Source organism: Ulvibacter antarcticus (genome assembly GCF_003688405.1).
GTDB lineage: Bacteria > Bacteroidota > Bacteroidia > Flavobacteriales > Flavobacteriaceae > Ulvibacter > Ulvibacter antarcticus.
Window position 1 is genome coordinate 49,446 of sequence record NZ_REFC01000013.1, and the last position, 14,705, is coordinate 64,150.

Consider the following 14,705-nt stretch of genomic DNA (forward strand, 5'->3'; position numbering starts at 1 on the left):
CGTTAAAAAATGGTAAAGTTTCTAAATATGAGTCTATACCATTTCAAAAATACCTAACGAATTAATATCGAATAGCTTAAACCAGCGTTTATATTTAAAAAAGACGCTAACTTTAAAGGAGATTATGGCAAAATTTGAATTGAAACTTCCAAAAATGGGTGAAAGTGTTGCTGAAGCTACGCTGACAAATTGGCTCAAAGAAATTGGGGATACTATCGAAGCTGATGAAGCGGTACTAGAAATAGCAACCGATAAGGTGGACAGTGAAGTTCCTAGTGAAGTGGATGGCGTGTTAGTAGAGCGTTTGTTTGAGATTGACGATGTAATTCAAGTAGGACAAACCATTGCTATAATTGAAACAGAAGGAGGCGCTCCTGAAGCTCCTAAAGTTGAAGCAGTAAAAACAGCTACACCAACTAAAGATGCTATTGCTGCTGTGGAGGCACCTATAGTTGCAGCTTCGGAAACTACTACAATTGAGAGTAGCGGTGATCGTTTCTATTCGCCTTTAGTAAAAAATATAGCTGCTGCCGAAGGAATTTCTCAAAGCGAACTAGACAGTATTTCCGGAACTGGAAAAGACGGTCGCGTTACAAAGAACGATATTCTAAATTATGTAGAAAACAGATCGGCTCAGCCGGCAATAGCTGCAGCACCTGCTAAAGTTGAAACTGCACTTGCCGCTGTTAAAACGGAAAAAACAAAAGCACCAGTCTCTGTGAATGGTGGGGATGAGATTATTGAAATGACCAGAATGGGCAAGCTTATTGCGCACCATATGGTCGAGAGTGTACAGACTTCTGCTCACGTACAATCGTTTATAGAAGCCGATGTTACTAAAATTTGGAACTGGCGTAAAAAAGTGAAAGATGCTTTCGCAAAACGTGAAGGAGAAAATCTTACATTCACACCTATATTTATGGAAGCCGTGGCTAAAGCCTTGAAGGATTTTCCTATGATGAACATTGCCTTGGATGGCGATAGAATCATAAAACGAAAAAACATCAATTTGGGTATGGCAGCCGCATTAGGAGACGGTAATCTAATCGTTCCTGTTATCAAAAATGCCGACCAGTTAAACCTTGTCGGGATGAGTAAGGCCGTGAATGATTTGGCTGGAAGAGCGCGTGAAAACAAGTTGAAGCCGGACGAAATACAAGGTGGAACTTATACGGTGACCAATGTGGGTACTTTTGGAAGTATCATGGGAACACCAATTATAAATCAGCCGCAGGTGGGAATATTAGCACTTGGAGCTATTAGAAAGGTCCCTGCAGTTATTGAAACTCCGGAAGGTGATTTTATCGGTATTCGTTACAAAATGTTTTTGTCTCACAGCTATGACCATCGCGTTGTAAATGGAGCTTTGGGAGGACAGTTTGTAAAACAAGTGGCCGATTATCTGGAAGCTTGGGATTCTAATCGAGAGATTTAATAGTTTACAGTTTACAGTTCATAGTAATCAGTTAGCTTTTTGTTTATTAAACTTAATGCTTCAATTTTGAACACTGAACACTGAACATTGAACACTGAATTCTCATTTCTCAATTTCAATTAAGATCTCATCCAGTTTTTTATACCCAAAGATCGTGTGGTCTTTATTCCATATCACGGGAAACATGATGCGCATAACTTCCGAGTGATCCTTTTTTATGAAAGCCATAAATTGCCTATACAGTTCTTCATCCTTATGAATATTGAAGGTTCTGTGTGCAATATTCCGATCGTTAAGCGTATTTGAAAGTTGTTCGCATTTGTCGCAGTCATCTATGGTAAAGAGAACCAATTTGCCTTCAATCAATTTTTCAATATCCTTCACATCTTTTTTGATGGAGACATCCAAATTGTATTCCTTATCATTAACGACAAGTTCGTAACTATATGAAGACGGGATATCTGCCAATTCTATCAAGGTAATCATCGGAATTTTACTAAGCGGAGGTATGTTCTTTATTACCGGCCTGTCTGCACTTCTTCGATATCCTTCAGAAAGAACCATAAAAAATACATTCAGGCTGTCTTTGGTGGTATTCTCGGCAAAGAGAACTACTCGTTTTCCCGATTTTTTTTCAGAAATAACCACACCATCTTCCTGCGCGATTAAAACAGATGTAGCGAATAAAATAATAATAGTAAGTATAATTTTCCGAAGCATAACTTATAGCAAAAGTATTAAATAGTACCTTTGCAGCAATAATTAATCCAAATGGAATTAAAACTAAATAAACCCATCTGTTTTTTCGATCTTGAAACCACAGGAATCAACATTGCAAAAGATAGAATCGTAGAGATTTCAATACTCAAAGTGTTTCCTAATGGTAATAAGGAAAGTCATACATGGAGGGTAAATCCGCAGATGCCTATTCCGGCCGTAACTTCGGCTATACATGGAATTACAGACGAAATGGTTGCGAATGAGCCCACGTTTAATGAACTGTCAACTAAGGTATATGCCTTGATAAAGGATTGTGATCTTGGTGGCTTTAATTCAAATCGGTTTGATATTCCATTACTTGCTGAAGAACTGCTTCGCTCGGATATTGATTTCGACATGAAGAAAGCACTTTCGGTTGATGTTCAGACTATTTTTCATAAAAAAGAGAAACGTACTCTGGAGGCTGCTTATAAATTCTATTGTGATAGGACTTTAGAGAATGCACATAGTGCTGCTGCCGATACTGAAGCTACTTATGAAGTACTAAAAGCTCAATTATCGAGATACGAAGACCTTGAAAACGATATTTCTTTTCTAGCCACTTTTAGCTCGCATAAGAACTTCGCTGATTTTGCCGGATATATTGGTTACAATAAGAAAGGGGAAGAAATTTTTAGCTTCGGAAAGCACAAAGGTGCATTGGTAGACGATATTTTGGAGAAAGAACCAGGTTATTTTGGATGGCTGTTAAATGCCGATTTTCCGTTGTATACAAAAAAAGTGCTTACCGGAATTAAACTTCGGAAGCTGAATAATAAGTTTTAACCTCATTCCAATTTCCAAATTTCTAAAAATTAAATAAAGATGAAAATAATATGTGTAGGGCGTAATTACACAGACCATATCGCAGAATTAGATAACGTAAGACCAGAACATCCTATTCTGTTTTTAAAACCGGATACTGCCATCTTATTAAAAAAACAACCCTTTTTTATTCCTGAATTCTCCAATGATGTTCATCATGAAGTAGAGATTTTAGTGAAGATAAATAAGATTGGAAAGCATATCGACCGTAAGTTTGCACATAAGTATTACGATGAAATAGGCTTGGGGATCGATTTCACTGCTAGGGATCTTCAAATGGAGCTAAAATCCAAGGGGCTACCATGGGAAAAGGCTAAAAGTTTTGACGGAGCGGCTGTAGTCGGCAATTTCCTACCAAAAAGTGCGTTTGAAAATATTGATGCCATTGATTTCAGCTTGAAAAAGAACGATGAGATCGTACAAAAAGGCAATACTGGGTTGATGTTATGGAAAATCGATGCGTTAATCGAATATATTTCAAAATATTTTACATTAAAGATAGGAGACATTATCTTTACCGGGACACCTTCGGGCGTTGCCAAAGTTAATCCCAATGATGTCCTAAAAGGATATATTGAAGAGAAGGAAATGTTTTCAGTAAAAATAAAATAAATGAGCAAAAATTATTCTATTGATAGTCTAAAAGAAATAGCCGGAGGAGATACCGAATTTATGACGGTTGTTGCCCAAACTTTTTTAGACGAAATACCTCCGGATTTAGCATCTATGGAGGAGGCTGTAGCCAACGATAACAGAGAGCTAGCCTATCAATTTGCTCATAAAATGAAACCTAATCTGGAAATGTTTGGGATTGAATTACAAAAGGAAATTTCGTCCATAGAATCCTGGTCCAAAAGCTCAAAATCTAAGGAGGTTGTTTTGGAACAGCTCGAAAAAATAGTTGCTATATTGAAGCTTGTTTTTGCAGAGCTCAAATCAGATTTTAAATTATAAATGCTTGCTGAAATAATTACCATCGGTGACGAAATACTCATCGGGCAAATAGTCGATACAAATTCCGCTTATATTTCAAAGGAACTGAATAAAATTGGTGTTCAGGTCTATCAGATAACTTCCATTCAGGACGATAAAGAGCATATTTTAAAGGCTTTAGAGCTAGCAGAAAACAATGCCGATCTTATTATAATTACCGGTGGTCTGGGACCAACAAAAGATGATATTACCAAATCAACTATATGTGAGTTTTTCAATGATACTTTAGTAGAAAATAAAAAAGTTCTTGCTCATATATATCGTATTTTCTCTCAGTATATAGACAGTGATCCGCTCCCTTCCAATCTGCTGCAAGCAATGGTGCCATCTAAAGCTACAGTGCTTCAGAATAAGCATGGAACCGCTCCGGGAATGTGGCTGGAAAAGAATAAGACTGTGTTTGTATCCATGCCGGGTGTGCCTTACGAGATGAAGTATTTGATGCAGGATGAAGTACTTCCTCGGGTAATCAAAAAATTTAACCGACCCCATATTTACCACAAAACATTACTGACTTATGGGATGGGAGAAAGTGAAGTAGCAAATCGTTTAGAGGATTGGGAAAACGCTTTGCCAAAAGATATAAAACTTGCGTATTTGCCTTCATTGGGAAAAGTAAGACTTCGTTTGTCTTCAAAGGGAGTAAATGAAAAATTGCTTAAGGAAGCCGTAGATGATGAAATGAATACTTTGGAGGAGCTTCTAAAGGATATTGCGATTGGATATGAAGACGAAACCAGCATTGAACAGCGTATTGGGGAAATCTTAGTAAAAAAAGGACAAAGCATGAGCCTTGCGGAGAGTTGTACCGGCGGAGGAATTGCACAGAAAATAACTGAAAATGCAGGTGCTTCAGCCTATTTTAAAGGAGGGATCGTGCCTTACGAAACAGCACTAAAAACGGCTATTCTTGGAGTCGACGATCAACTTATAGCTGTAAATAATGTCGTGAGCATCCCTGTTTCCGAAGCTATGGCACTCCAGGCTAAAAAACTTTTTAAAAGTGATTATGCGATTGCGACTACCGGAATTGCAGGACCAACAATAGGGGATGGAGATGATGAGGTAGGAACAGTATGTATTGCAATTGCTACCCCAACAGGGGTTGTGTCGCAAAAATTTAGCTTTGGAAAAGCAAGGGAAAGAGTTATAGCAAAGGCAATTAACAAGGCTTTGGAAATGCTGCTAAAAGAAATTTTAAAAAACTAGATTCCTTTTGTTGTGCAAATAGATAAAATTAACTAAATTTGCACCCTGTTTTAAAATAACCAAAAATATTTTAACGAAATGTCGAGAGTTTGTGAGCTTACGGGCAAAAGAGCAATGGTAGGGAATAATGTTTCCCACGCCATGAATAAAACGAAACGCAAGTTCAATGTGAACCTTGCAAAGAAACGTTTTTACATTCCTGAAGAGGATAAGTGGATCACCTTAAGAGTGTCTACTTCAGTATTAAAAACAATCAATAAAAAAGGTATTTCTGCCGTTATCAAGGAAGCTCGTTCAAAAGGCTTTCTTACAAAATAACAGCAATAATTCATAAAGTCTATTATAATGGCTAAAAGAGGAAACAGAGTACAGGTAATTTTAGAATGTACAGAGCACAAGGATTCTGGGAAACCGGGAACTTCTCGTTACATCACAACCAAAAACAAAAAGAACACGCCAGATAGAGTGGAGTTGAAGAAATTCAACCCAATCTTGAAAAAAATGACGGTTCATAAAGAGATTAAATAACTAGGATTTTATAAGCTCGTATATTTCGGGTCAATAAATTTCCACTAAAGTACAGCGCCATGGCAAAGAAATCGGTAGCATCATTACAAACAGGATCTAAGCGTTTAACCAAAGCAATCAAGATGGTTAAGTCGCCAAAGACAGGAGCATACACTTTTACGGAGTCAATTATGGCGCCCGAATTAGTAAATGACTGGTTAAACAAAAGATAACCACAACGATATTTATAGTACAAAAGCCACTTTTTTAGTAAAGTGGCTTTTTCTATTTGTATCTTTGCCGTCGAAGAATTGTTGGGCGTTCCTAAAGTGAGCTTGGCTCTACTTTAGGGCGGGCTATCCGCTGTATCCCTGTAGTCACAATGAGGTAGAGCGAAGCTCACTACATGACTACTTCAGGGGATGCCGCTACTATCCCTAACGCACTATCAAAAAGTCACATCAACGAATAATCAAACTTAATGAGCTTCTTTAAAAAGATATTCACCAAAGAAAAAAAAGAGACCCTTGATAAAGGCCTTGAAAAAACTTCTACTTCTTTTTTAGACAAACTTGGAAAGGCCGTTGCCGGGAAAAGTAAGGTCGATGAAGATGTACTCGATAATCTCGAGGAGGTACTCGTATCGAGCGATGTGGGAGTAACTACAACCTTAAAAGTTATAGATCGCATAGAAGCCAGAGTAGCTAAGGATAAATACCTTGGCACAGATGAGCTCAATAAAATTCTTAGAGAAGAAATCGCAGGACTTTTAAGTGAAACCAATAGCGGTAATGCAACCGAATTCGAAATACCAAAACAAGATGCTCCTTATGTAATCATGGTTGTAGGCGTTAATGGTGTAGGGAAAACAACAACTATAGGAAAACTAGCACATCAGTTCAAAAGTGCCGGTAAAACCGTAGTTCTTGGTGCTGCAGATACGTTTCGTGCAGCGGCTATCGATCAACTACAAATCTGGGCAGATCGCACAGGTGTTCCCTTAGTACGTCAGGAAATGGGAAGTGATCCCGCAAGTGTTGCTTTCGATACCTTAGAAAGTGCAGTAACCAAAAATGCCGATGTAGTAATTATCGATACAGCCGGACGTTTACACAATAAAGTGAATTTAATGAATGAGCTTACAAAAGTAAAGCGCGTCATGCAAAAGGTAATCCCTGATGCACCTCACGAAGTGCTTTTAGTATTAGACGGTTCTACCGGACAAAACGCTTTTGAACAAGCAAAACAATTTACTGCTGCCACCGAAGTTACTTCACTAGCAGTTACCAAACTTGACGGTACCGCAAAGGGAGGCGTCGTGATTGGTATTTCAGATCAGTTTCAAATTCCCGTGAAATACATCGGAGTAGGAGAAGGCATCGAAGATCTTCAGGTGTTTAATAAAATTGAATTTGTAGATAGCTTTTTTAAATAAATTTAGGGTAGTATTATTCCTTTGGTTATATGAAATTTTTTAGTCGGCCGAGTATCTTGTATATTCAACGGCTAACCAATTAAATATAATCATGAAAAAACAACTTCTATTAGTAATAATTCTCATTATTTCAGTATCAGCTTGCAAAGAACAAACGAACAAAGATGTCGCCAGTGACCAAAATGAGAATTTTGACTCCTTTAAAGAAGAATTCTTACAAAATCTTTGGAAACAAAGTCCAGGTTGGGCATCTTGGGCTGGATTGCACGAGTACGATTCTATTTTGAATATCGATTCAGAAGAAAATAAACAAAAATATCTCAATTCGCTTAAGGAAATGGACGCTAAGCTCCAGCAGTTTGAGCTCGCCAATTTAGATGATAAAAATAAAATAGACTATCATCTTATAGAAAATTCACTGGAATCTAGCGTATGGTGGGTTAACGAATTTAAAGGTCATGAATGGGATGCATCTGGTTACAATATTGCAGGTCGCGTATGGACAATAGTAAATGGCGATTATGCAGATCTTGATACACGTTTAGAAATTCTGTCTGCATTGTTGAAAAACGTTCCCGCTTATTATGAAAGCGGAATAGAAAACCTTACAAGACCAACGATGGAGCATCTTGATCTTGGCTACAATCAAAACCAAGGAGCTTTGCATATTTTAGGAGAGCAACTTTTAGATTCTATATCAAGTTCAACGCTGAGCGATGCTACAAAAGAAACGTTGTTAGCAAGAGTACAATCATCAAAAGAAGCTGTTAGCAACTATATTGCTACACTTGAAAAACTTAAAGTTGAGCTTGCAGATGGCAAAGCTGAAAGCCCGAGAATTGGGAAAAAGCTTTATGATAAAAATTATGCTTTACAAGTTAACTCAGGGTATACAGCCGATGAGATTTATAACAAAGCACTAAAAGAAAAGAAGAAGATTCACGCAAAAATGATTGAAATTTCAGATTCAATTTGGGATAATCATCTAGCCGGTTTAAAAAAGCCTACAGATGAAATTGTGATGATTAAAATGCTCATCGATAAAATTGCCGAAAAGCATGTAGCCCGTGAAGATTTTGTTGACGAGATTAAACGACAGATGCCCATCCTCGCTTCATTTGTAACAGAGCACGACCTTTTAACACAAGATCCGTCTAAACCTTTAGTTGTGCGCGAAATGCCAGTACATATGCGTGGCGTTAGTGGTGCTTCTGTAAGCAGCCCTGGTCCCTACGAAAAAGGGAAGGACACCTATTATAATGTGACTCCTCTTGACGGTTATAGCGATGAAGAAGCCGAAAGTAATTTGAGAGAATACAATCACTATATCCTTCAAATCTTAAATATACACGAAGGAATCCCTGGACATTATACGCAACTCGTTTATGGTAATGAATCTCCAAGTATTATTAAGACTATCCTAGCGAATGGCGCAATGGTTGAAGGATGGGCAAATTATGCCGAAATTATGATGCTGGAGGAGGGTTATAACGAATCTCCAGAAATGTGGTTAATGTGGTACAAATGGCAGTTGAGATCTGTGACAAATACAATTCTGGATTACAGCTATCACGTGCTTGATCTCCAAAAAGAAGATGCGATGAAATTGATGATTGCAGAGGCCTTCCAGGAAAAAACGGAGGCGGAAGAAAAGTGGGTGAGAGTGACCTTAACTTCTGTGCAACTCACTTCCTATTTTACTGGCTTTTCTGAAATTTATGAATTGAGAGATGAGATGAAAACATTAAAAGGAGACGATTTCGATTTAAAAGAATTTCATGAGCAGTTTTTAAGCTATGGAAATGCTCCTGTTAAATATATTCGCGAGTTGATGATAAAATAAGTGCATGAAACTTCATAATACAAAGCATACAAAAAATAGGCGAATAAGTACTAAATTCAAGGTTTTGTGCTCGTATCAAACTTTGTGCTAAACCGAGTTCTGTGCTTCTAAATTGCCTACTTTCATATACTAAACGTTAGCCAAGAGCTGAAAAAAGCGAAATAACGATGACATTAGATAGAAAAGAACATTGGGAAAAGGTTTATAAGACTAAAAATCCAGACCAAGTAAGTTGGACGCAAGAAATACCAAAAACTTCGGTTGAATTTATAAATTCATTCGGATTAAAGAAAACTGCGAAAATAATAGATATTGGTGGCGGCGACAGTACCCTTGTGGATTTCTTACTAGAAGAAGGTTTTGAAAATGTTACTGTACTTGACATTTCCTCTAAATCACTTGAAAAAGCAAAAAATCGACTTGGAGAAAAAGCAACTAAGGTAAATTGGATTGTAAGCGACATTACAGAATTTGAACCAAATACAACTTATGATGTTTGGCACGACAGAGCTACCTTTCATTTTCTCACAACGACTGAACAAATAGAAAAATACCTAAAAATTGCTAGAAAGTCTGTGAGCGGTTTCTTAATAATTGGAACTTTTTCACAAAACGGACCTAAAAAATGTAGCGGGCTTGAAATAAAGCAATACAATGAAAAGGAATTAACTTCGGAATTGAACGATGGATTTCAGAAAATTAAGTGCGTAACAGAAGACCACTTAACACCATTTGATACAAAGCAGAATTTCTTGTTTTGTAGTTTTAAAAGACAATTGAACTTAATAACCATTAGTTAACCACGAATTCTCAATCTAGGCTTATTTAGAAATCGCATTTAAGTTCTTAATTTTTTAACGGAAGTAAATCCGATTGCTACTTAACAAATTAAAAAAAAACGCAAAATGTAAAAGTCCAAAGTATAGTACACTTTGGACTTTTACATTTTACATTTAAGATTTTACATTAACCTTTTAGGGCTGATTATCTCTAGGTAATCAATTCTAAAGCGTTTCCTTCAACCAATCAAAAAACTGTCGCTGCCACACCAAGGCATTCTGAGGTTGTAACACCCAATGATTCTCTCCCGGTAAGTACAACAGTTTACTTTTTATACCTTGTAATTGCGCTGCTTGAAATGCTTCCAATCCTTGTTCAATCGGGACTCTGTAATCTTTTCCGCCCTGTACAATTAAAATTGGTGTATCCCATTTATCCACAAAATTTATCGGATTAAATTCATTGAATGCCTTTTGCGCTTTTGCATTGTCCTTTTCCCAATAAGCTCCGCCCATGTCGTAGTTCACAAAAAATAACTCTTCGGTAGTGCCATACATACTTCTCATATCGAAAACACCATCGTGTGATATAAAACTTTTAAAACGCCCATTGTGATGTCCTGCTAAATAGAACACAGAATATCCTCCAAAGCTCGCGCCAACAGCGCCCAAACGGTCATTATCTACATAAGGTTCTTTAGCTATATCGTCAATAGCATCCAGGTAATCCTGCATAGCTTTTCCACCCCAATCTCCGCTAATCGCCTCATTCCATTCAACACCATGTCCCGGCATACCTCTTCGATTAGGAGCTACCACTATATATCCTTGTGATGCCATTAGCTGAAAATTCCAACGAAAAGAGTAAAATTGCGACAGCGCAGATTGCGGCCCACCTTGTGCATACATTAAGGTTGGATACTTTTTTGAAGCGTCAAAATTTGGAGGTAAGATCACCCACACAAGCATTTTCTTATTGTCTTTTGTGGTAACATATCTTTTCTCCACCTTCGGAAGTGTTAGCCCTTTATACAAATCATCATTTACATGAGTAAGCTGTTTAAAAGCCTTCGTTTTCAAATCAAACGAATATATTTCCGAAGCATGATTCATATCGGTTCGGGTTACAATGAGACTATTTTTCGTCTGACCAACAATACCGGTAATATTGAATTGTCCTTCGGAAAGCTGATCAACCACAGGTAATTTACGAGTCAGGCCTGGATAATCAACCTTAAAAATTTGAATCGTGCCATCAACAGGTGCTGTGAAATAAATATCCTTGTTATTATCGGCCCAAGTAAATCCATTTACGGTACCGTCCCACCGTGCCGTTAGATTCTGCTTAATACCATCCCTAAGTACTACTATGTCATTTTTATCGGCTTCATATCCGTCTGTTTGCATTTGCGTCCAAGCAAGCGAACCATCCTTCGAAAATGCCGGCTGAGTATCGTATCCCTTATTATCGGCTGTAACATTTACCGTCGTTTTATCCTTCAAATTGTATTTGTAAATATCTGTATTCGTACTTATAGCATAAGCCGTTCCTGCGACTTTTTTACTCACATAATAAATGTCATTGCTATCTGGCGACCAGATATAGTCTTCATCCCCGCCAAATGGAGCTTGAGGTGTATAAAATGGCTCTCCCGGCATTATATCTGTGTCTTCACCTGTTTTCATGTTCTTATAAAAAACATGGTTGTATGAACCATCGTTCCAAGAGTCCCAATGACGGTAATCTAGAGCTGTATATACATAAGCATCTGATTGTGGCAAATCACTGTATAAATCTTTTCCGGTAATTTTCTCGATTGCTACTGCTTTATGAAGTAACTGCCATCCATAATTTGGGGAAACATTCTTATCGGCAACCAATCCTGCCGCACTTTCGAGTGCTATGGCAGCACCTCCATCTAAAGGCATTTTATAAAACTTGGAATCGAATTTATTCTCAGCCATATTCGGACTCGAAACTTTGTAGACAAGACTTTGTCCGTCGGTCGAGATTCCCATCGGACTCACCTTCTTTACCTGCCAAAGCAGTTCGGGAGTCATTACGTTTTGGGCTTGTAGTAAGCCGCATCCAATAAAGGCCAGCAATAGTGTGAAGTATATTTTCATAGTTGAATTGTTTAAAAGAAAGTAAAGTTATGCAAATGATGATTATTTTAAAAGGGAATAGGTTCTACATTTAAAGAAGGCACGATTATTTATTGGCATTAAACTCCTACTTTAATCAGCTTGTAGTCTTAGTAATAAGCAGTATCTTTGCAGGCTTTTAAAATGTAAGTTATGCGTACCAAAACTCTGAAAAAGAATAAGATCAATGTAGTAACCCTTGGATGTTCCAAGAATGTATACGACAGTGAAGTATTGATGGGACAGTTACGCGCTAATAACAAAGAGGTAGTTCATGAAGAAGAGGGGAATATTGTTGTAATCAATACCTGCGGTTTTATTGCGAACGCGAAAGAAGAAAGTATCAACACCATTTTAGAGTACGTTAAGAAAAAAGAAGAGGGTAGTGTAGACAAGGTTTTCGTAACCGGATGTTTATCGGAACGCTATAAGCCGGATCTACAAAAAGAAATTCCATCTGTTGATCAATATTTTGGAACTACAGAACTTCCGGGACTGTTGAAAGCATTAGGTGCAGATTACAGACACGAATTAATTGGTGAGCGTTTAACAACAACTCCTAAGAATTACGCTTATCTTAAAATTGCAGAAGGCTGCGATCGCCCTTGTTCTTTCTGTGCCATCCCAATAATGCGCGGAAAACATAAAAGTACACCTATTGAAGAATTAGTAATCGAATCCGAAAAACTGGCTGCAAATGGTGTAAAAGAGCTAATCCTTATTGCCCAGGATCTTACGTATTACGGTTTAGATATCTACAAAAAAAGAAATCTAGGCGAGCTGCTTCAAGCACTTGTAAAAGTTGAAGGTATCGATTGGATTCGTCTGCATTATGCTTTTCCAACCGGTTTCCCAATGGATGTGCTGGAAATAATGCGCAATGAGCCTAAGATCTGTAATTATATCGATATTCCTTTGCAACACATTGCAGACCCTATTTTAAAGTCAATGCGTCGCGGAACTACAAAAGCTAAGACAACAAAATTATTGGAAGAGTTTAGAGCTGCAGTTCCCGAAATGGCAATTCGCACGACCCTTATTGTTGGTTATCCCGGAGAAACAGAAGAAGACTTCCAGACGCTTAAAAATTGGGTTGAGGAAATGCGTTTTGAACGTTTAGGTTGTTTTACCTATTCACACGAAGAAAACACCCACGCCTACAATCTGGAAGATGATGTGCCGGAAGATGTAAAAATGGATCGTGCCAACCAAATCATGGAAATACAATCTCAGATCTCCTGGGAGCTTAATCAGCAGAAAATTGGTAAGGAATTCAAAGTAGTGATCGACCGTAAGGAAGGTAGTTATTATGTGGGTCGTACCGAATTTGATAGCCCGGATGTCGACAATGAAGTCTTGATCAATGCCGTGGAAGGTTATTTAAGAACAGGAGAGTTTTTTACAGTTAAAATTACGGCTGCAGAAGACTTTGATCTCTATGCTGAGGTAGTTATGGATTAAATTAATATCTTCATACTATGAAGATCTCCTCACCATTTTCATTTGTTTGCTTCGGAATACTTTTCGTCTTTATATCATGTAAGAATGATGTGAAAAAGGAGGAAAATATCACTTCAGAAGAAAAAAAAATAGCACTACAATATTTTGCAAACCCGGTGACGGGAATTAGCGAGCTTCCTAATTTATTTTCAAACGGCAATGAACTATTTCTTTCATGGACCGAAGAAAAAGATTCACTTTCCATACTATACTTTTCTAAGTTTAAAAATGAAAAATGGAGCCCTTCCGAAGAAATCACTTCTGGTAAAGATTGGTTTGTAAATTGGGCCGATTTCCCTGCTATTGTTGAAAATAACGGAAATATTTTAACGAATATCCTTCAGAAATCATCACCAGATACATATTCATACGATGTTAAACTAAACCTATTTAATTCCGAAGAAAAAAAATGGAACAGCAATTTTATGCTTCATAATGACGGAACTAAGTCGGAACATGGATTCGTTTCTATGGTTCCTTACAACGATTCATTTTTTGTTACGTGGTTGGATGGGAGAAATACTGGTGGGGGACATGAGGGTCATGATCATAACGAATCTGCAGGGGCTATGACTTTAAGAGGTGCTGTAGTAGGGGTAGATGGGAGCATTACTTCCGAAAACGAATTAGATGCGAAAGTTTGTGATTGTTGTCAGACTTCAACTGCTCTTTCTTCTCAAGGTCCCGTAGTAGTTTACAGAGATAGGAGTGACAAAGAGATTCGTGATATTTCTATTGTGCGTTGGGCAGATAGTACTTGGTCCCAACCGAAAACCGTTGTTGCGGATAATTGGGACATTGAAGGTTGTCCGGTCAATGGTCCGGCAGTGGCGGCATTTGAGGATAATCTTGCTGTAGCTTGGTTTACCGGTAAAGATGAAAAACCTAAAGTTCAAATTACATTTTCGAATGATGGAGGCAAATCATTCGATACACCAATACGAGTAGATAGTAACACTACACTTGGTCGAGTGGATGTTGCGATGCTATCTCAAGAATCGGCAGTGATTAGTTGGATGGAAGTTGTTGATCAAGAAACCTTTATTCGATTAAAGAAAATATATGCCAACGGCTCAAAGGGTGAAGTAATCACCATATCCGGGACTAGTTCTGCGCGAGCGAGTGGTTTCCCAAAGATCGCAATCGTCAAAGATTTTGTATATATCGCCTGGACGCAAATAAATGGAAAGCAGTCTTCTATACAAACTGCACGCATATCGCTTGATAACTTATAAGTGGTTCAATCTTTTTTTTATCTTTATAGGCTAACAGCAA

At 37.8% G+C, this 14,705-nt stretch carries 15 protein-coding genes; 13 read left to right on the plus strand and 2 right to left on the minus strand.

Going from position 1 to position 14,705, the window contains the following annotated elements; translation table 11 throughout:
* Positions 1-124 precede the first annotated feature (124 nt).
* Entirely contained in the window at positions 125-1,435 is a 1,311-nt protein-coding gene (locus tag BXY75_RS09095) for a dihydrolipoamide acetyltransferase family protein (protein WP_121907438.1), read from the plus strand.
* Positions 1,436-1,537: 102 nt separating this feature from the next.
* On the opposite strand, the gene BXY75_RS09100 is transcribed toward BXY75_RS09095, so the two are convergent.
* Positions 1,538-2,155, minus strand: a complete 618-nt coding sequence (locus BXY75_RS09100) for a thioredoxin domain-containing protein (protein ID WP_121907439.1) — start codon at positions 2,153-2,155, stop codon at positions 1,538-1,540.
* Between the two features lie 51 nt (positions 2,156-2,206).
* Here BXY75_RS09100 and BXY75_RS09105 point away from each other — a divergent pair, with 51 nt between their 5' ends.
* The 10 genes from BXY75_RS09105 (at position 2,207) to BXY75_RS09150 (ending at position 9,806) form a co-directional block, all read left to right on the plus strand.
* On the plus strand, positions 2,207-2,980 hold the full coding sequence (locus BXY75_RS09105) for a 3'-5' exonuclease (protein ID WP_121907440.1): 774 nt from the start codon (positions 2,207-2,209) through the stop codon (positions 2,978-2,980).
* Between the two features lie 39 nt (positions 2,981-3,019).
* Complete coding sequence (locus tag BXY75_RS09110; RefSeq protein WP_121907441.1) at positions 3,020-3,631, plus strand: fumarylacetoacetate hydrolase family protein; 612 nt, start codon at positions 3,020-3,022, stop codon at positions 3,629-3,631.
* Positions 3,632-3,973, plus strand: a complete 342-nt coding sequence (locus tag BXY75_RS09115) for an Hpt domain-containing protein (protein ID WP_121907442.1) — start codon at positions 3,632-3,634, stop codon at positions 3,971-3,973.
* Complete coding sequence (locus BXY75_RS09120) at positions 3,974-5,221, plus strand: competence/damage-inducible protein A (RefSeq protein WP_121907443.1); 1,248 nt, start codon at positions 3,974-3,976, stop codon at positions 5,219-5,221.
* Positions 5,222-5,299: 78 nt separating this feature from the next.
* Entirely contained in the window at positions 5,300-5,539 is a 240-nt protein-coding gene (gene rpmB / locus BXY75_RS09125; RefSeq protein WP_121907444.1) for a 50S ribosomal protein L28, read from the plus strand.
* Positions 5,540-5,566: 27 nt separating this feature from the next.
* Entirely contained in the window at positions 5,567-5,749 is a 183-nt protein-coding gene (gene rpmG, locus BXY75_RS09130) for a 50S ribosomal protein L33 (RefSeq protein WP_121907445.1), read from the plus strand.
* A gap of 59 nt (positions 5,750-5,808) precedes the next feature.
* Positions 5,809-5,961 (plus strand): DUF4295 domain-containing protein, encoded by a 153-nt coding sequence (locus tag BXY75_RS09135; protein WP_121907446.1) that lies wholly within the window; start codon positions 5,809-5,811, stop codon positions 5,959-5,961.
* Between the two features lie 248 nt (positions 5,962-6,209).
* Positions 6,210-7,163 carry a signal recognition particle-docking protein FtsY gene (gene ftsY / locus BXY75_RS09140; RefSeq protein ID WP_121907447.1) on the plus strand — a complete coding sequence of 318 codons (954 nt, stop codon included), beginning with the start codon at positions 6,210-6,212 and terminating at the stop codon, positions 7,161-7,163.
* Positions 7,164-7,254: 91 nt separating this feature from the next.
* Complete coding sequence (locus BXY75_RS09145; protein ID WP_121907448.1) at positions 7,255-9,006, plus strand: DUF885 domain-containing protein; 1,752 nt, start codon at positions 7,255-7,257, stop codon at positions 9,004-9,006.
* A 167-nt stretch (positions 9,007-9,173) separates the two neighbouring features.
* Positions 9,174-9,806 carry a class I SAM-dependent methyltransferase gene (locus tag BXY75_RS09150; RefSeq protein WP_121907449.1) on the plus strand — a complete coding sequence of 211 codons (633 nt, stop codon included), beginning with the start codon at positions 9,174-9,176 and terminating at the stop codon, positions 9,804-9,806.
* A gap of 204 nt (positions 9,807-10,010) precedes the next feature.
* Here BXY75_RS09150 and BXY75_RS09155 read toward each other — a convergent pair whose 3' ends face one another.
* On the minus strand, positions 10,011-11,912 hold the full coding sequence (locus BXY75_RS09155; protein ID WP_121907450.1) for a S9 family peptidase: 1,902 nt from the start codon (positions 11,910-11,912) through the stop codon (positions 10,011-10,013).
* 171 nt (positions 11,913-12,083) lie between these two features.
* Between BXY75_RS09155 and rimO the strand changes: the two genes are divergently transcribed.
* Both rimO and BXY75_RS09165 read left to right on the plus strand, forming a co-directional pair.
* The gene (gene rimO, locus BXY75_RS09160; RefSeq protein ID WP_121907451.1) at positions 12,084-13,391 is read left to right on the plus strand and encodes a 30S ribosomal protein S12 methylthiotransferase RimO; all 1,308 of its coding nucleotides are present in this window, start codon (positions 12,084-12,086) and stop codon (positions 13,389-13,391) included.
* Between the two features lie 17 nt (positions 13,392-13,408).
* Positions 13,409-14,665 (plus strand): hypothetical protein, encoded by a 1,257-nt coding sequence (locus BXY75_RS09165; protein ID WP_121907452.1) that lies wholly within the window; start codon positions 13,409-13,411, stop codon positions 14,663-14,665.
* The last annotated feature ends 40 nt before the right edge of the window (positions 14,666-14,705 follow it).

Bases quoted from the DNA above. Each gene is read 5' to 3' on its own strand.
- BXY75_RS09145 (WP_121907448.1), top strand. From the start codon at position 7,255: ATGAAAAAACAACTTCTATTAGTAATAATTCTCATTATTTCAGTATCA.
- BXY75_RS09120 (WP_121907443.1), top strand. From the start codon at position 3,974: ATGCTTGCTGAAATAATTACCATCGGTGACGAAATACTCATCGGGCAA.
- BXY75_RS09135 (WP_121907446.1), top strand. From the start codon at position 5,809: ATGGCAAAGAAATCGGTAGCATCATTACAAACAGGATCTAAGCGTTTA.
- BXY75_RS09110 (WP_121907441.1), top strand. From the start codon at position 3,020: ATGAAAATAATATGTGTAGGGCGTAATTACACAGACCATATCGCAGAA.
- BXY75_RS09150 (WP_121907449.1), top strand. From the start codon at position 9,174: ATGACATTAGATAGAAAAGAACATTGGGAAAAGGTTTATAAGACTAAA.
- rimO (WP_121907451.1), top strand. From the start codon at position 12,084: ATGCGTACCAAAACTCTGAAAAAGAATAAGATCAATGTAGTAACCCTT.
- BXY75_RS09165 (WP_121907452.1), top strand. From the start codon at position 13,409: ATGAAGATCTCCTCACCATTTTCATTTGTTTGCTTCGGAATACTTTTC.
- BXY75_RS09100 (WP_121907439.1), bottom strand. From the start codon at position 2,155: ATGCTTCGGAAAATTATACTTACTATTATTATTTTATTCGCTACATCT.
- BXY75_RS09105 (WP_121907440.1), top strand. From the start codon at position 2,207: ATGGAATTAAAACTAAATAAACCCATCTGTTTTTTCGATCTTGAAACC.
- BXY75_RS09115 (WP_121907442.1), top strand. From the start codon at position 3,632: ATGAGCAAAAATTATTCTATTGATAGTCTAAAAGAAATAGCCGGAGGA.
- rpmB (WP_121907444.1), top strand. From the start codon at position 5,300: ATGTCGAGAGTTTGTGAGCTTACGGGCAAAAGAGCAATGGTAGGGAAT.
- ftsY (WP_121907447.1), top strand. From the start codon at position 6,210: ATGAGCTTCTTTAAAAAGATATTCACCAAAGAAAAAAAAGAGACCCTT.
- BXY75_RS09095 (WP_121907438.1), top strand. From the start codon at position 125: ATGGCAAAATTTGAATTGAAACTTCCAAAAATGGGTGAAAGTGTTGCT.
- rpmG (WP_121907445.1), top strand. From the start codon at position 5,567: ATGGCTAAAAGAGGAAACAGAGTACAGGTAATTTTAGAATGTACAGAG.
- BXY75_RS09155 (WP_121907450.1), bottom strand. From the start codon at position 11,912: ATGAAAATATACTTCACACTATTGCTGGCCTTTATTGGATGCGGCTTA.